A 15774-nucleotide genomic window follows, 5' to 3' on the forward strand; every position below is an offset into this window, starting at 1 on the left:
CAACGGACCGCTTTCCGAAGGAGAAGCGGCCAGACGTGCGTTGCGCTTTCGTCGAGCGCTTTCAACGCGACAAGTGGCGTCCTGATATCAGGACTGCGCCCACGTTTCGATCACGCGGCTGTCGTCGCGCAATCCCAGACCCGCATCGGCGGCTTCGCGATAGCGCGCGTTGGCGATCGACAGCAGCGGCACATCGGCGCCGGCGGCTTTCGCGGCATCGGCGACGAGATCGCTGTCCTTCACGAAGATGTTGATCGAGCTCGTCACATTCACGTCCGTGCCTTGCAGCATGCGCGGGCCGCGGTCCGACAGCATCCACGAGCCCGCCGCGCCTTTCTCGACGAGTTCGAGCACGGCTGCCGGATCGAGGCCGAGCGAGCGCGCCAGATTCAGCGCTTCCGCCGCCGCCACGATATGCACCGAGCACAGATGCTGGTTCACGACCTTGATCGCCTGACCGTCGCCGAGCTTGGGGCCGGTGATGCGCACGCTGCCCATCGCGTCGAGCACGGGGCGCACGGCGCCGATGTCCTTCGCGTCGCCCGATGCGAAGATCACCAGTTGCCCCGTCTTCGCACGCGCGGTGCCGCCGGTCACGGGCGCATCGACGACGCGCGCGCCGGCCGCCCTGAGGCGTTCGCCCTGCTCACGCACCGCATCCGGGCCGACCGTCGACATGACGACCCACGTCTGCCCGTCGAGCTTCGTGCCGACGCTGTCCACGAGCGACGCGAGCTGCTGCGGCGTCGCCACCATCGCGACGACGACTTGCGGCGCGGGCGCGGCCGCGAAGCTATCGACGGCGGCAAGACCGCTTTCCTGCGCCATCGCGAGCGCGCGGGGCGACAGGTCGACGCCGGTCACGTCATGGCCTGCGCCCTTGATTTGCAGCGCCATCGGCAGACCGATCGCGCCGATGCCAATGAAAGTCACGTTCATGATTACTTGAGCCAGTGTTTGATGTTTTCCACGATGGATGCCGTCGAGATGCCATAGCGGTCGTGCAGGGTCGGCAGCGCGCCCGCGTCGAGGAACTGATCGGGCAGGGCGACGTGACGGAACGCCGGCATCACGCGATGACGCACGAGCGCGCTCGTCACCGCATCGCCGAGACCGCCGATCACGCTATGGTTCTCCGCGACGATCACGAGGCGCCCCGGCTTCCTGCATTGCTCGATGATGGTCGCTTCGTCCAGCGGCTTGATGGTCGGCACGTGCAGCACGCCGACGCTCGCGGAGCCGTCATCCAGCGCTTGCGCGGCTTCGAGTGCGCGCATCGTCATGATGCCGGACGAGATGATGAGCACGTCCGCGCCATCGCGCAACATCTTGGCTTTGCCGAGTTCGAACGTGTAGTCGTAGTCGTCGAGCACGGCGGGCACCTTGCCGCGCAGAAGGCGCATATAGACCGGGCCATCATGCGCGGCGATCGCGGCGACGGCCTGTTCCGTGTCGAGCGCATCGCACGGATCGATCACGGTCATGCCGGGAATGGCGCGCATCAGCGCGAGGTCTTCGGTCGCCTGATGGCTCGGGCCGTAGCCGGTCGTGAGACCCGGCAGCGCCGCGCAGATCTTCACGTTGAGATTCTCTTCCGCGATCACCTGATGGATGAAGTCATACGCGCGGCGCGTCGCGAACACGGCGTAGGTCGTCGCGAACGGAATGAAGCCTTCTTTCGCCATGCCGCCGGCCGCGCCCATCAGCAATTGCTCGGCCATGCCCATCTGAAAATGACGCTCGGGGAATGCCTGATTGAAGATATGCAGGTCGGTGTACTTCGACAGATCGGCCGTCATGCCGACGATGTTGCGGCGCTTTTCGGCTTCGGCGACGAGCGCATGGCCGAACGGCGCGGGGCGCGTCTTCTGGCCTTCCGATGCGATCGACGCGATCATCGCGGACGTCGTCAGGCGGGGTTTCTTTTCGGCGACGGCGCTCATGCCTTGTCTCCTTGTGCTGCTGCGTGGTGTTGATCGAGCACGGCGATCGCCTGCTGCCATTCTTCCGGATCGACCCGGATGAAGTGATTCTTCTCGCGCGTCTCCAGAAACGGCACGCCTTTGCCCATCAACGTATCGAGCAGGATGACGCGCGGCTTCGCGTCCGTAAGCGACCGGCACCGGTCGAACGCAGCGACGAGCGCGGGCATGTCGTTGCCGTTCACGCGCTCGACGTGCCAGCCGAACGACGCGAACTTGTCGGCGAGCGGCTCGAAGGCGAGCACGTCGTGCGACGGGCCGTCCGCCTGCTGGCGATTGATATCGACCATCGTGATGAGATTGCCGAGGCCGTGATGCGCGGCGGACAACGCGGCTTCCCACGTCGCGCCTTCATCGAGCTCGCCGTCGGACATCGAGTTGTAGACGAATGCCGGATTGCCCTTCAGACGCAAGCCGAGCGCCATGCCGACGGCGATCGTCAGGCCTTGCCCGAGCGAGCCGCCCGAGATTTCCATGCCGGGCGTATAGGTGGCCATGCCGGACATCGGCAGGCGGGAATCGTCGGAGCCGTAGGTTTCCAGCTCCTCTTCGGGAATCACGCCCGCTTCGATCAGCGCGGCGTAAAGCGCGATCGCGTAGTGGCCGTGCGAGAGCAGAAAGCGGTCGCGGCCTTCCCATTCGGGCTCTTCGGGGCGGAGGGTCATCGCGTGGCACCAGGCGACGGCAAGGGCATCGGCGAGTCCGAGCGCCTGGCCGATATAGCCCTGGCCCTGAACTTCGCCCATGCGCAGCGCGAAGCGGCGAATGCAATAAGCGTGGTCGGCGAGTTTGGCGAGTTGCGCTGAGCGCGAGCCGGCTTGCGGCTCGGCCTCGGTAATCATTGTCATGGCTGTTCCTGCGGACGGGAGAAGAATCCTCGACAACCTCCGATCGCTGCAGTTGTCTCCTGTTCAGCAATCGGACGGTGTGGGAACGAGGTGAGGCTAATGTAGCCTTGACAACTGGGGCTGACAAAAGAAAAGATTGCACCAACTGATGAACCTCATTCACGAATCCAGCGCATGAACGTCTTTCGCAAGGTTCCGCTTTCGTATATTCGGGTTTTCGAGGCTGCCGGCCGCACGCTTTCTTTCGCCGATGCCGCGCGCGAGCTGAATCTGTCGCCGAGCGCGGTCAGTCATTCGGTGCGCAAACTGGAAGACCTGCTCGGGCATCGGCTCTTTCAGCGCAGCACGCGGGAAGTGCGCCTGACGCGCGAAGGCGCGATGCTCATGGAGCACATTCAGCGCGGCATGGACGAGATGCAGCGCGGTTTCGCGCTGCTCGCGAACGACGAGCGCACGCCGCTGCGGCTGCACACCGCGCCGAGCTTCGCGACGCAATGGCTGCTGCCGCGGCTCGCGGGTTTCGTGCGCGATCATCCGAACATCGACTTGCGCTTTTCCGCGAGCACCGATTACGCGCGTTTCGACGACGATTTCGATCTCGACATCGTCTATGGCGAGCCGAAGCCTTCACCGCACGAAAAGATTCCGCTCGCGCTCGAGGGCCTGGCGCCCTTGTGCCCGCCCGCGCTCGCGGAGCGCATCCGCAAGCCGGAGGATCTGTATCACGTCCCGCTGATCCAGTGCGAGGTGCAGATGTATCAATGGAAAGGCTGGTTCGAAGCCAACGGGCTTCCGCCGCCGACACATTACGGCCTGCGCTTCGACCGCAGTTCGATGGCGATCGCCGCCGCCGTCGATGGCCTGGGCGTCGTGCTCGAATCGACGCTGCTGTCCGAGCGCGAGCTGCAGCGCGGCGCGCTCGTGCGTCCGCTCGCCGGGACGACGCGCGAAGTGGAATACGTGGGGCATTACCTCGTGCATCCGCGCAGGGCGCATCCGCACGAGGCGTTCGAGACATTCAAGGCGTGGCTCCTGAATGCGCTCGGCATCGTCGACCGGTCATGACACCACGTTGACCGGCGTGCCCGCGACGAACGCCGCGACGTTGTCCATCAGCTGATCGGCGAGCGACTGCTGCGCTTCGTCGGAGGCCCACGCGACATGCGGCGTCACGATCACGTTCGGGCGGTTCGCGATGCGCATGAGCGCGTTATCGGCTGCGGGCGGTTCGGTCGTGAGCACGTCGAAGCCGATGCCGCTGATCAACCCTTCGTCGAGCGCCTCGACGAGCGCGGCTTCATCGACGAGACCGCCGCGCGCCGTGTTGATGATGAGCGGCTTCTTCTTCATCGCGCGGAATTCGGCGCTCGACAGCATGCCGCGCGTCTGCGGCGTGAGCGGGCTGTGGATCGTGATGACATCGCTCGTCGCGAGCACTTCGTCCCACGGCGTGTAGAGCGGCCCGAGTCCGTCGCGTCCTTTATGCGCCGCGAAAACCGGCTTCATGCCGAAAGCCTTCGCGATCTCGGCGACGCGCTGGCCGAGCACGCCTTCGCCGATGATGCCGAGCGTCGCGCCGCCCAGATCGCGGATCGCGTGATTGAAGAAGCAGAACTGCCCCGACTTCTGCCATTCGCCGTTCAGCACATCGTCGCGATAGGCGATCAGATTGCGGCGCAACGCGAGCATCAATGCGAACGTATGCTCCGGCACGGTGTTCACCGCATAGCCGCGAATATTCGACACGACGATGCCGCGCTTCGCGCACGCCGCCTTGTCGACGACATCGGTGCCCGTGGCGGCGACCGCGACGAGCCTGAGCGTCGGCACCTGTTCGATGATGTCGGCGGTAATCGCGACCTTGTTCGTGATGACGATGCTCGCGCCCTGCAACCGCGCGGCGACCTGCTCGGGCGCGGTGCGGCCGTATTCGACGAGTTCGTGTTCGAACGCGGGACGCTTCAGCGTGATCTGCGGCGCGAGCGTTTCACGGTCGAGAAAGACGATCTTCTGCATGGTGTTCCTGTGATGAAGGTTCAAAAATGCCGCTTCACTTCCGCGACGACATGTGCGGCCGTGATGCCGAAGTGCTCGTAAAGCGTCTCCGCCGGCCCCGAGGCGCCGAAGCCCTTCATGCCGACGAACCCGCGGCGATCGCCGAGATAGCGATCCCATCCGAAGCGCACGGCCGCCTCCACCGCGACGCGCACGGTATCGGCGCCGAGCACGCTCAGCCGATAGCCGGCGTCCTGCTCGTCGAAGAGTTCGCAACAGGGCATCGACACGACCGCCGTCGCGATGCCCGCCGCCTGCAACTGCTCGCGCGCCGCGAGCGCGACGGTCACTTCCGAACCCGTGGCGATGAGCGTGACGCGGCGCCTGCCGCCAACGGCCTCGGCGAGCACATAGCCGCCGCGCGCCGACCGGTTCGACTCGTCATGCGCGCGGCGCACGAGCGGCAGCGCCTGGCGCGCGAAGACCATCGTGCTCGGGCCGGTCTTGTGATCGTATGCGAGCATCCAGCATTCGGCGGCTTCGACGGCATCGGCGGGACGGAACACGCGCATGTTCGGCATTGCGCGCAAGGACGCGAGGATTTCCACCGGCTGATGCGTCGGCCCGTTCTTGCCGACGCCGATCGAGTCGTGACTGAAGACGAACTTCACCGGCAGGCCCATCAGCGCGGCCATGCGCATCGCGGGGCGCTCGTAGTCGGAGAAGGCGAGGTAGGTGACGGCGAGCGGAACGATGCCGCCGTGCGCGGCCATGCCGTTGGCCATCGCGCCCATGACGTGCTCGCGCACGCCGCAATGCACGTAGGCGCCGCTGCGGTCTTCCGCGTTGAACGCATGAAGGTTGCGCTTGTGGCTCGTCGGCGCTTCGAGATCCGCGCAGCCGACCATGCGTTCGGGCAGCACGTTCGCGAGCAGATCGTTGATCTCGGCGGAGATCATGATGCCGCCGGGCGCTTCGTCGCGCTTCTGCGCATCGCGCTTGTACGTGTCGAGCGTGTCTTTCCAGCCATCCGGCAATTCGCCCGCGATGATGCGTTCGAACTCCGCGCGCGCTTCCGATGGCAACGACGCCACGCGCTCGCGCCATGCGCGATATTCGCTGTCGCTGCGGCGGCCCGCATCGCGCCAGGTGTTCAGCACATCGGCGGGAATCTCGAACGGCGCGTGCGGCCAGTTCAGTTCGTTGCGCGCGGCATCGGCGTCCTTGTCGAAGAGACGCCCGCTGTGCCCGCCGCGCTGACCTTGCAGACGCGCGATGCCGCGCGCGATCACCGTGCGGCACGCGAGCATCGACGGACGCGCATCCTGCTTCGCTTCGGCCAGTGCGCGCGAAACCGCTTCGAGATCGTGTCCGTCGACTTCGATCACATGCCAGCCCGCCACGCGAAAGCGCTCGCTCACGTCCTCGCTGATGGAAAGCGACGTGCTGCCGTCATCGGTGATGCGGTTATCGTCCCAGCACAGAATGAGCTTGCCGAGCTTCAGATGCCCGGCGAGCGAGATCATTTCCTGTCCCACGCCTTCCTGCAGACAGCCGTCGCCGACGAACGCATATGTGTAGTGATCGACGATGTCATCGCCGAACTTCGCGTTCAGATACGCCTCCGCGACCGCCATGCCGAACGCGTTCGCGATGCCTTGCCCGAGCGGGCCGGTCGTCACTTCGATGCCGGACGCCGTATCGAACTCGGGATGGCCTTCGCAATGCGAGCCCATCTCGCGGAACGACCTGATCTGATCGATGCCGAAGTTCGCATAGCCCGTGAGATGCAGCACCGCATAGAGCAGCATCGAGCCATGGCCGTTCGACAGCACGAAGCGGTCGCGATCCGGCCACTGCGGATCGGCGGGATTGAACTTCATGTGCCGCGTGAACAGCGCCGTGGCGATTTCGGCCATGCCGAGCGGCACGCCCTGATGACCTTCGCCGGCGCGCACGATCGCATCGATGGCGAGAAAGCGGATGGCGTTCGACAGCGCTGGCGTGTCGATGGAAGACATGACTTCTCCTTGCCGCTCCATGAAGGAGCGGCATCAACGAGGTTCGATGGGGAATTACTTGAGGAAGCCCGTGGAAATCCACGGAATGGCGGCGACGAGAATCAGGCCGGCGATCAACGCCGCGATATAACCGATGATCGGCTTCATGCCTTCGTCGGGATGAATGCGGCTCACCGCGCACGCCGAGTAGTAGCCGACGCCGAAGGGCGGCGCGAACAGGCCGACGCCCATCGACAGGATCACGACCATCGCGTAATGCACGTCGTGGATGCCCATTTGCCGCGCGATCGGGAACATCAGCGGGCCGAACAGCACGATCGCGGGAATGCCTTCGAGCACGCTGCCGAGCACGATGAACACGAGGATCGAGGCCGCCATGAACATCCACGCGCCGCCGGGCAGCGCGGCCATGGCGCGGGCGAGCTGGCCCGAGAAGCCCGATTGCGTGAGCGCCCACGCCATGCTCGTCGCCGCGCCGATGATGAGCAGGATCGCGCCGGACAGCGCGGCGGTATCGATCAGCATCGGCTTGAGACGCGCCCATTCGAAGCGGCGATAGATCAGCAATCCCGCCAGAACCGCATACGCGATGCCGATGGTCGACACTTCCGTCGCCGTCGCGATGCCTTCGACCACCGCCGCGCGAATCACGAACGGCAACGCGAGCGCGGGCAGGGCGATGGCGAGCTTGCGCAGAATCTCGCCGCGCGACGCACGCTTCACGTTCGACAGATCGTCCACGCGATAACGCCACCACACGACCGCGCACAACGTGATCGCGAGCACGATGCCCGGCAGCATGCCGCCCGTGAACAGCGCGGAGATCGACACGCCCGTCACCGAGCCGAGCGTGATGAGCACGAGACTAGGCGGAATGGTTTCGGTCTGCGCGCCGGTCGCCGCGAGCAGCGCGACGAGATCGCCGGGTTTCGCGCCGCGCGCTTTCATCTCGGGAAACAGCACGGGCGCGACGGCGGCCATGTCGGCGGCTTTCGAACCGGAGATCCCGGAGACGAGATACATCGCACCGACGAGCACGTACGACAAGCCGCCGCGCACGTGCCCGAGCAGGCTCGCGAGGAACGCGATCATCGCGGCGGCCATGCCGGTCATCTCGATCAGCTGCCCGAGGAACACGAAGAGCGGTACGGACAGGAGAATCAGATGCGACATGCCTTCGTCCATGCGCCCGACCACGACGACGAGCGGCGTGCTCGTCGTCAGCGCGAGATAGCCGAAGGTCGCGAGGCCGAACGAAAACGCGATGGGCACGCCCGACAGCACGCACAACGCGACGAGCCCGACGAAGAAGATCAGCAGGTTCAGATTGCCGAGATCCTTCAGCAGGGGGCTCGCCGCATAGAACGCGCCTGCGACGGCCGCGACCACGGCCAGCGCGCCGAGCACGAGCTTCCAGTCGCCGACGCGTGCGAGCCGCAGGCACGCGACGAGCAGCATCAGGCCCGAGCCGATCGGCAACGCAGCCGCGCGCCACGAGTTGGGGATGTCGAGCGCGGGCGTCGTGATGAACGCTTCGTCCTGGGCGAAGTCGAGAGCGGGGCCGATCACCATCGCCAGGAACGCGAGCGGCGCGGCGATCGCGACGACATCGAGAAACGCGCGCACGCCCGGCGACGCCATGCCGACGAGCGCCGTCATTCGCATGTGCTCGCCGCGGCGCAACGCGACGACCGCGCCGAGCATCGCGAGCCAGAGGAACAGGATCGACGCGAGCTCGTCGGACCAGACCAGCGGCGTGTGCAGCGCATAGCGGCTCGTCACGCCCGCCAGCAACACGACGATCTCGGCCACGACCAGCAACGCGGCCGGAATCTCGACGATATGGCCGAGCACGGAATCGAGTTTCGCGGCGATACCGCGATGCGGCGCCGAATGCGGAAGAGGAACCGTCTGCATGGTCGTCATACCAGTTTGCCGGTGTATTTTTCGAGCACGCCCCAGCCTTGCTCGCCGTACTTCGATTTCCAGTCGCTATAGAAGCTCGTTTTCTTCAACGCACCGCGGAACGCTTCACGATCCACCTCGACGATGTTGATGCCCTTCGCCTTCAGATCGTTGCGCAGGCTCGAATTGAGCTTCGCGATGTCCGCGCGCTGGTTCATGCCGGCTGCTTCGAATTCGCGCGTGACGATCGCGCGCATGTCGGCGGGCAGCTTCTCCCACGCGCGGCGATTGCCGAGAATCCAGTACGCATCCCACACGTGCGACGTGAGGCTGATGGACTTCTGCACTTCGTAGAGCTTCGCCGTGGCGATGATCGGCAGCGGGTTTTCCTGACCTTCGACGACGCCCGTCTGCAACGCGGAATACAGTTCGTTGAAGTTGATGGGCGCGGGACCGGCATCGAGCGACTTGAACAGCGACGTGAGCATCGGCGCCTGCGGTACGCGAATCTTGAAGCCCTTAAGATCGGCGGGCGTCTTCACCACGCGCGTCGACGAGCTCACTTGCCGGAAGCCGTTGTCCCACGGCTTCGACACGGCGATGATCCCCGACTTCTCGATCTGCTGGCGGACATAGCCGCCGAGATCGCCGTCCATCGCTTTCCACACGGCGTCGTAGTCGGGGAACGCGAAGCCCGTGTTGACGATGCCTGCGGCGGGCGTCAGTGTCGCGAGAATCGACGATGCCAGGTTGAAGAACTCGACGCCGCCGCTGCGCACTTGAGAGAGCAGGTCCGTATCGGAACCGAGCTGATTGGCGGGGAAGAGCTTGATGTCGAGCCGGCCGCCCGTGGCTTCGCGAATCTTGTCGCACGCCTGCTGCCCGCGAATGTTCACGGGATGCGTCGGGTCCTGACCCGTCGCGAGCTTGTACGAGAACTCCGCCGCCGATGCGCGGCGCGTCGTGATGGCAAAGAGCGGCGCAGCCGCGGCGATGCTCGCGCCCGCCTTCAGGAACGTGCGCCGGTCGATGCCGCTGTCTTTCGTGCGAGTGGTCATGGTGTGCTCCTCCAAACCTGATGATGTCGATATAAGTGTTGTTATTCGAAACCGCGTGCTTCAGCCGTGAATCAGCATGCCTCCGTTCACGTCGATGACGGCGCCGGTAATGTACGAGGAAATCGGCGACGAGAGAAACAGAAATGCGCCCGCGACGTCATCGGGCACGCCGAGACGATTCAGCGGAATGCCCGCGAGAATCTCGACGCGCTTTTCGTCGCTGATCTTGCCCGCGTTGATATCGGTTTGAATGAGGCCCGGCGTCACGCAATTCACGCGGATGCCGTCGACGCCGAACTCGCGCGCCATCGCCTTGGCGAGACCGAGCACGCCCGCCTTGGCGGCGGAATAGTGCGGGCCGCCGAGAATGCCGCCGCCGCGTTGCGCCGATACCGACGACATGCAGCCGATCGAACCGCCGCCGTTGCGCTTCATCACCGGCACCACCGCTTGCGACAGATACAGCACGCCGCGCAGGTTCACGTCGAGAATGCGGTCCCAGCTTTGCGGATCGATGTCGAGCAGCTTCGCAGCCTGCGTGATGCCCGCGTTGTTGATGAGAATGTCGATGGCGCCGAAGTCCGTGACGATGCGATCCACGGCGGCGTTGCACGCGGCGCGGTCCGTCACGTCGCACACATAGCCGCGATGCTCCGGGCCGATGCTGCCGGCCGCGTCGCGCGCGGCGGCTTCATCGAGATCGAGAATGGCGACTTTCGCGCCGTGCTTCGCGAACATGCGTGCCGTCGCCATGCCGATCCCGCGCGGCGATGCCGCTCCCGAGATGACGGCGACCTTGCCTTCGAGAAGACGCGACTCTGACATGATTTGATTCTCCAAATGTTCGTGGTGGATGAAGGCTTAGCCGAGCCAGCCTTTGATGGTGTTGCACATCGCTTCGGTGGAAATGCCGTAGCGATCGTGCAGCGTCGGTAATGCGCCCGCGTCGAGAAACGCATCGGGCAGGGCGATCTGGCGGAAGGCGGGGGTGACGCCCGCGCCGAGCAGCGTGCGCGCGACGGCTTCGCCGAGTCCGCCGATCAGCGTATGGTTTTCCGCGACGACGACCATGCGGCCCGTGCGCTTCGCTTCGCGCAGGAGGGTCGCGGTGTCGAGCGGCTTGATCGTCGGCACATGGAGCACGGCGACGTCGACGTTGTCCTGCTGCAAGGCCTTCGCCGTCTCGAGCGAGCGCATGGTCATGATGCCGGTCGAGATCAGCAGCACGTCGTTGCCGCCGCGCAAAAGCTTGGCCTTGCCGAGTTCGAACCGATAGCCGTATTCGTCGAGCACGGCGGGCACGTTGCCGCGCAAGAGGCGCGCGTACACGGGGCCTTTGTGCGCGGCGATGGCCGGCACCATCTGCTCGATGTCGAGCGCATCGCATGGATCGATGACCGTCATGTTGGGCATCGCGCGCATCAGCGCGAGGTCTTCGGCGGCCTGATGGCTCGGACCGTAGCCTGTCGTGAGTCCCGGCAACGCGGCGACGATCTTCACGTCGAGATTGTCTTCAGCGATCGTCTGATGGATGAAGTCGTAGGCGCGTCGCGTAGCGAATACGGCGTACGTCGTGACGAACGGCTGCGCGCCTTCGTGCGCCATGCCGGCCGCCGCGCCCATCAGCAATTGCTCGGCCATGCCCATCTGGTAATAGCGCTCGGGAAATTCCTGCGCGAAGACGTGCAGGTCCGTATATTTGCCGAGGTCGGCGGTCATGCCGACGATGTTCGCATTCGTGCGCGCGAGTTCGACGAGTGCGTGGCCGAAAGGCGCGGATCGCGTGACTTGTCCTTCGCCCGCGATCGACGCGATCATCGCGGAGGTTTTCAGTCGCGTGCTCATGCCTGGCGTCCTTGTTCGAGTGCGTCGAGCGCGAGCTTCCATTCGTGCGGATCGACGCGAATGAAGTGATTCTTTTCCCGCTCTTCGAGGAACGGCACGCCGCAGCCCATCTTCGTGTCGCACACGATGATGCGCGGCTTCGCGTCCTTCAAATTGCGCGCGTTGTCGAAGGCCTGCTTCACGGCGCGGATGTCGTTGCCGTCGATGCGCTGCGTGTACCAGCCGAATGCTTCGAGCTTCTCGACGAGCGGCTCGAACGCCATGATCTGCGTCGATGGGCCATCGGCCTGCTGATTGTTCACATCGACGATGGCGATGAGATTGTCGAGCTTCCAGTGCGCGGCGGACATCAGGCCTTCCCAGATCGCGCCTTCATCGAGCTCGCCATCGGAGAAGAGCGTATAGACGAAGGACGCCGAGCCTTTGCGCTTCAGGCCCAGGCATCGTCCGACGGCGATCGTCAGGCCTTGCCCGAGCGAGCCGCCGGACATTTCCATGCCGGGCGTGTAGCTCGCCATGCCGGACATCGGCAGACGGCTATCGTCGCTGCCGTAGGTGTCGAGTTCGTCTTCGGGCAGCACGCCCGCTTCGAACAGCGCGGCATAGAGCGCAATCGCGTAATGCCCGTTGGACAGCAGAAAGCGGTCGCGCGCTTCCCATGCGGGATCGTCCGGACGATGATTCATCGCGCCGAAATACGCGACGGCCAGTACATCGGCGATGTCGAGCGCCTGGCCGATATAGCCCTGGCCTTGCACTTCGCCCATGAGAAGCGCGTTGCGGCGAATGCGATACGCATGTTCCGCGAGTTGCGCGATGTCGTTGTTCACGCGTGCTGTCTCCATCGTTTTATTGGCGGCCTGTTCGACTCCGGGTATTCCCTTGAATCGAGTGACCAGCGAGTACGTATAAGCGTATTGATTTGGACAGTCGCGCTCAAACGAATTAAAGTGGCCTATCGTTGAATTCAATTCATCCGATCACTGCAATGCACAATCGCGTCACGCTCAAGTCCATACAGGCATTCGAGGCTGCGGCAAGGCTCTCTTCTTTCGCACTTGCAGCAGATGAATTGTTCGTGACGCCTTCGGCGGTCAGCCATCAGATCAAGCTATTGGAAGAGCAATTGAGCGTGCGGCTCTTTCATCGCGTGCATCGCGCGGTGATCCTCACGGACAGCGGCCGGCATTACGCCGAAGAGATCGGCGCGGCGTTCGCGCGCATCGAGAAAGCGACGCGCGACATCGGGCGCGTCGCGAAGAGCGACATCCTCACCGTGCATTCGACGCCGAGCTTCGCCACGCAATGGCTCATGCCCCGGCTCGCGCGCTTTTCGTCGCGGCATCCGGATATCGATTTGCGGCTGAATGCGTCGAACGATCCTGTCGATCTGACGCGCGCATCCGTGGATGTCGACTTGCGTTACGGCGCGCGCAAGCTGCAGCCGGCGGGCACGCTGGTGCTCGATCTGCCGTCCGAGACCATCGTGCCGCTGTGTTCGCCGAAACTCATGGAAGGCGCGTACCCGATTCGCACGGTGGCGGATCTGAAGCATCACACGCTGATTCACAGCGAGAACTGCCTCGTCGGATGGCGCGACTGGATGCGCATGCATCGAAAGACGCCGCTCGATATTTCGCGCGGGCCGCGCTTCGATCGCTCGTTCATGGCGATCAGCGCGGCCGCCGATGGCGTCGGCGTGTGTCTGGAAAGTCTGCTGCTTGTGCAGCGCGAGCTCGACGCGGGAAAGCTCATCGCGCCCTTCGGCTTCGACGGTCTGAGCGTGAACGGCTATACGCTGAACCTGCTCAAGTCATCGGTGGATTTGCCGAAGGTGAAGAGCTTTCAGGACTGGCTGTTCGAGGAACTGGAGTGATCGAATGCGCCGTCGATGACGGCGGCGTGAAGCGTTTTCGCTCAGTCGTCGAAATCGCCTGCTTCGAGCGCTTCAGCGAAATCCGTGAGCCAGGGGGCAAAGTGATCCGTGTCGTAGATCGCTTTCTTGCCGTTGGCGATTCGCGTGACGGAGATTCGCCGCGTAGCGCCGGTTTTGTTGCCCGCGGGAATGTCGACATCGTCCGTGATCTGGAAGTCACGCAGTTCGAGTCCCCGATTGGCAAGCACGGCTTTGACGTCTTCCTGTTCGTCCCAGGAAAACTGGGAGAAGTCATGGGCTGTCATGCGGTCTCCTCGCGCGGTGAGCGAACTGCATGTCGGAAACGGTCGTAAAAACGAACGATCGCTTTAGTCCCTGAAATACTCAAACAGTATATGCGAGAGGGTTCGGTTCCATTGCGCCGATCAACGAAGCATTCGATCCGCGCGTTCGTCTTCAGTCTCGGCCACCGCAGGCGTGTGTTGTTCCGGCGACGCTTGCGCCAGGTTCATCAACCGCGCGAGAACCGGCCAGCGGTCAAGCGCGCCGCGATATTCGATCTGCGCCTGAGCATCGAAATAGCGCTCCGCGTCCAGTCCGCTCACGCGTTGAGCGAGCGTGGCGACGTCATGCCGGCCACGCGCCGGCTTCGAACGGCCCTGTGCGCCGGTTTCCTTGCTCATTTCTGATCGACCCATACGCCATCCGGCGTCTTCACGACATAACCCGTCGCCGTTTTCATCGTGACCGTCCCTTCGTTCTCGCCGATCATCGGCGTTTCGGGCAAGTCGGCCGCATACTGCGCGAGCGTCACGCCCGGCTTGAACGGGCTGTTCGATACGAGGTTCGACACGAGTTGTGCGACCGCAAGAAAGCTCGTCGGCCGGTCGATGATCGTCGTCGGTCCATGATCGCCATTGAAGCCCACGAGGCGCACGCCAACCGGCCCATGTATGACGCTCGGCGTCGGAATCTCGCGGAGGCCCGCAACCTGATTGTTATCGCCGCGCAACGCCGCGCCATGCTCCGGCACGAACACGATCACCGCGCGCCGGCCCGATTGCCGGATCAGGTCCGCGAAGCGGTCGAAGTCGCTCATCAGCTTGTTCACCCGGATCGGGTATGAATCGATGCTCGACAGCTTGTTGTCGGGCAGGCGATTGCCGTCGTGCAGACTGATGGTGTTGTAGTACAGCGCGACCGGTCCCGGCACCTTCGCGCGCTGCGCATACCAGTTCGAAAGCGTCCCGTAGTCGTCCATGATCGCCGAGCCGTCGAACGCGTGCATCGCGACGGGCGCGGCCGTGTTCGGGATGAACGGCACGTTGGGCACCCCGAGATTGTCCTTCACGATCTGCGTGAAGTTGTCGAAGTGGCCGTCATGGTTGAACGTGACCTGCGGCGTGTAGCCCGCCTGGGCGAGATCCGCCATCAGATGACACTGCGCGGGTGAGTCCTTGTACAGGTCCGCGTGCGCCTGCTGGCCGCACGATGCGCGCAGCACGCGGATCGCCGCCGGCCCGCTGTAGCTGGCCGCCGTGCTGAAGTTCGCGAAGAGATAGTCGAAGTGCGACAGCATCGGGTGATTGCGCGCCTTCGCGACATCGAGGTCATCCCACGAGAGCGAGCAGATATGCAGCACGATCACGTCGAATTGGGCCTGCGAATCGCTGGCCAGATGGCCGAACGCGACCTGACGTTGCGACTCGGCCGCACGGAACGCGGCGAGGGCGGCGTCGTAATCGGAGCGGGGCGCGGCTTGTCCGCTCGCCGGAGCCGTCGATGCGGCCTGCGGGTTCGCATGCATGCCCGCGAGGACGGTGCTTGCGCCGTGCCATACGGGCAGCGCGACGAGCGCGATCATCACGAGGGTCGCAACGCGCAGCCAGCGGTTGACGATGAGATACGTCACGAGTCCGCCCAGCGCGATGACGACCAGCATCGGCGGAAGGAAGCGCGGCAGCAGTTCCAGCCAGTAACCGAAGCTGAAGGTCCTGAGGTTGCCGAACTCCTCGACGATGCGCGCGAACGGCGGCACGTTCGCCTCGCGGTACATGAGCGGCAAGCCGATGGCAAGACCCGCCAGAAGCCGCATCGCACGCCAGACACGCGAGCGCAGCGGCGAACTCGCCGCGAGCGCGGCAGCGAAGCCGATGTTGGCCAGCCACAAAGGCGTGAGATGACCCGTCGAAAACAGAGCCAGCTTGATGATGAAATACAGGTTCCAGAACGTCATCTTCGAAT

Annotated in this window: 15 protein-coding genes; 2 read left to right on the plus strand and 13 right to left on the minus strand. The window is 64.4% G+C overall.

All coding sequences use genetic code 11. The annotated features are described in order from the left end of the window. Positions 1-87: 87 nt before the first annotated feature. The 3 genes from AWB78_RS15890 to AWB78_RS15900 are packed head-to-tail and all read right to left on the minus strand — an operon-like array spanning position 88 to position 2824. Positions 88-939, minus strand: coding sequence for an NAD(P)-dependent oxidoreductase (locus tag AWB78_RS15890; RefSeq protein WP_062605830.1), 852 nt, complete (start codon positions 937-939; stop codon positions 88-90). 2 nt (positions 940-941) lie between these two features. Then, a complete protein-coding gene (locus tag AWB78_RS15895) occupies positions 942-1943 on the minus strand; it encodes a transketolase family protein (protein ID WP_062605832.1) in 1002 nt (333 codons plus the stop codon). Next, a complete protein-coding gene (locus AWB78_RS15900; RefSeq protein ID WP_062605834.1) occupies positions 1940-2824 on the minus strand; it encodes a transketolase in 885 nt (294 codons plus the stop codon). Before AWB78_RS15900 ends, AWB78_RS15895 begins: the two co-directional genes overlap by 4 nt. Positions 2825-3004: 180 nt before the next feature. Between AWB78_RS15900 and AWB78_RS15905 the strand changes: the two genes are divergently transcribed. Further along, positions 3005-3895 carry a LysR substrate-binding domain-containing protein gene (locus AWB78_RS15905; RefSeq protein ID WP_062605836.1) on the plus strand — a complete coding sequence of 297 codons (891 nt, stop codon included), beginning with the start codon at positions 3005-3007 and terminating at the stop codon, positions 3893-3895. On the opposite strand, the gene AWB78_RS15910 is transcribed toward AWB78_RS15905, so the two are convergent. Genes AWB78_RS15910 through AWB78_RS15940 form a run of 7 tightly spaced genes read right to left on the minus strand, consistent with a single transcriptional unit; the run spans position 3890 to position 12499 of the window. Further along, positions 3890-4846 carry a D-2-hydroxyacid dehydrogenase gene (locus AWB78_RS15910; protein ID WP_062605838.1) on the minus strand — a complete coding sequence of 319 codons (957 nt, stop codon included), beginning with the start codon at positions 4844-4846 and terminating at the stop codon, positions 3890-3892. The genes AWB78_RS15905 and AWB78_RS15910 overlap by 6 nt on opposite strands. A gap of 20 nt (positions 4847-4866) precedes the next feature. After that, on the minus strand, positions 4867-6846 hold the full coding sequence (tkt, locus tag AWB78_RS15915; protein WP_062605840.1) for a transketolase: 1980 nt from the start codon (positions 6844-6846) through the stop codon (positions 4867-4869). 54 nt (positions 6847-6900) lie between these two features. After that, positions 6901-8763 (minus strand): TRAP transporter large permease, encoded by a 1863-nt coding sequence (locus tag AWB78_RS15920; RefSeq protein ID WP_062605977.1) that lies wholly within the window; start codon positions 8761-8763, stop codon positions 6901-6903. A 5-nt stretch (positions 8764-8768) separates the two neighbouring features. Continuing rightward, positions 8769-9809, minus strand: coding sequence for a TRAP transporter substrate-binding protein (locus AWB78_RS15925; RefSeq protein WP_062605841.1), 1041 nt, complete (start codon positions 9807-9809; stop codon positions 8769-8771). Positions 9810-9869: 60 nt separating this feature from the next. Further along, positions 9870-10634, minus strand: a complete 765-nt coding sequence (locus tag AWB78_RS15930; RefSeq protein ID WP_062605843.1) for an SDR family NAD(P)-dependent oxidoreductase — start codon at positions 10632-10634, stop codon at positions 9870-9872. 36 nt (positions 10635-10670) lie between these two features. Further along, positions 10671-11654: a transketolase family protein gene (locus AWB78_RS15935; RefSeq protein ID WP_062605845.1), complete on the minus strand. Its 984-nt coding sequence runs from the start codon at positions 11652-11654 to the stop codon at positions 10671-10673. Further along, complete coding sequence (locus tag AWB78_RS15940; RefSeq protein ID WP_062605848.1) at positions 11651-12499, minus strand: transketolase; 849 nt, start codon at positions 12497-12499, stop codon at positions 11651-11653. Before AWB78_RS15940 ends, AWB78_RS15935 begins: the two co-directional genes overlap by 4 nt. Before the next feature lie 143 nt (positions 12500-12642). Here AWB78_RS15940 and gcvA point away from each other — a divergent pair, with 143 nt between their 5' ends. Next, complete coding sequence (gcvA, locus tag AWB78_RS15945; protein WP_062605850.1) at positions 12643-13530, plus strand: transcriptional regulator GcvA; 888 nt, start codon at positions 12643-12645, stop codon at positions 13528-13530. 41 nt (positions 13531-13571) lie between these two features. On the opposite strand, the gene AWB78_RS15950 is transcribed toward gcvA, so the two are convergent. The 3 genes from AWB78_RS15950 to bcsG all read right to left on the minus strand — a co-directional run bounded on the left by AWB78_RS15950 (position 13572) and on the right by bcsG (position 15766). Continuing rightward, positions 13572-13835, minus strand: coding sequence for a hypothetical protein (locus tag AWB78_RS15950; RefSeq protein WP_062605853.1), 264 nt, complete (start codon positions 13833-13835; stop codon positions 13572-13574). Positions 13836-13955: 120 nt separating this feature from the next. Continuing rightward, positions 13956-14213: a hypothetical protein gene (locus AWB78_RS15955; protein WP_063958976.1), complete on the minus strand. Its 258-nt coding sequence runs from the start codon at positions 14211-14213 to the stop codon at positions 13956-13958. After that, a complete protein-coding gene (gene bcsG / locus AWB78_RS15960) occupies positions 14210-15766 on the minus strand; it encodes a cellulose biosynthesis protein BcsG (protein ID WP_062605855.1) in 1557 nt (518 codons plus the stop codon). Before bcsG ends, AWB78_RS15955 begins: the two co-directional genes overlap by 4 nt. Between the last annotated feature and the right edge of the window lie 8 nt (positions 15767-15774).

The sequence above is a fragment of the Caballeronia calidae genome (genome assembly GCF_900044055.2).
Lineage (GTDB): Bacteria > Pseudomonadota > Gammaproteobacteria > Burkholderiales > Burkholderiaceae > Caballeronia > Caballeronia calidae.

Coding starts and splice junctions, on each gene's coding strand:
- AWB78_RS15890 (WP_062605830.1), bottom strand. CDS start 939: ATGAACGTGACTTTCATTGGCATCGGCGCGATCGGTCTGCCGATGGCG.
- AWB78_RS15895 (WP_062605832.1), bottom strand. CDS start 1,943: ATGAGCGCCGTCGCCGAAAAGAAACCCCGCCTGACGACGTCCGCGATG.
- AWB78_RS15900 (WP_062605834.1), bottom strand. CDS start 2,824: ATGATTACCGAGGCCGAGCCGCAAGCCGGCTCGCGCTCAGCGCAACTC.
- AWB78_RS15905 (WP_062605836.1), top strand. CDS start 3,005: ATGAACGTCTTTCGCAAGGTTCCGCTTTCGTATATTCGGGTTTTCGAG.
- AWB78_RS15910 (WP_062605838.1), bottom strand. CDS start 4,846: ATGCAGAAGATCGTCTTTCTCGACCGTGAAACGCTCGCGCCGCAGATC.
- tkt (WP_062605840.1), bottom strand. CDS start 6,846: ATGTCTTCCATCGACACGCCAGCGCTGTCGAACGCCATCCGCTTTCTC.
- AWB78_RS15920 (WP_062605977.1), bottom strand. CDS start 8,763: ATGCAGACGGTTCCTCTTCCGCATTCGGCGCCGCATCGCGGTATCGCC.
- AWB78_RS15925 (WP_062605841.1), bottom strand. CDS start 9,809: ATGACCACTCGCACGAAAGACAGCGGCATCGACCGGCGCACGTTCCTG.
- AWB78_RS15930 (WP_062605843.1), bottom strand. CDS start 10,634: ATGTCAGAGTCGCGTCTTCTCGAAGGCAAGGTCGCCGTCATCTCGGGA.
- AWB78_RS15935 (WP_062605845.1), bottom strand. CDS start 11,654: ATGAGCACGCGACTGAAAACCTCCGCGATGATCGCGTCGATCGCGGGC.
- AWB78_RS15940 (WP_062605848.1), bottom strand. CDS start 12,499: ATGGAGACAGCACGCGTGAACAACGACATCGCGCAACTCGCGGAACAT.
- gcvA (WP_062605850.1), top strand. CDS start 12,643: ATGCACAATCGCGTCACGCTCAAGTCCATACAGGCATTCGAGGCTGCG.
- AWB78_RS15950 (WP_062605853.1), bottom strand. CDS start 13,835: ATGACAGCCCATGACTTCTCCCAGTTTTCCTGGGACGAACAGGAAGAC.
- AWB78_RS15955 (WP_063958976.1), bottom strand. CDS start 14,213: ATGAGCAAGGAAACCGGCGCACAGGGCCGTTCGAAGCCGGCGCGTGGC.
- bcsG (WP_062605855.1), bottom strand. CDS start 15,766: ATGACGTTCTGGAACCTGTATTTCATCATCAAGCTGGCTCTGTTTTCG.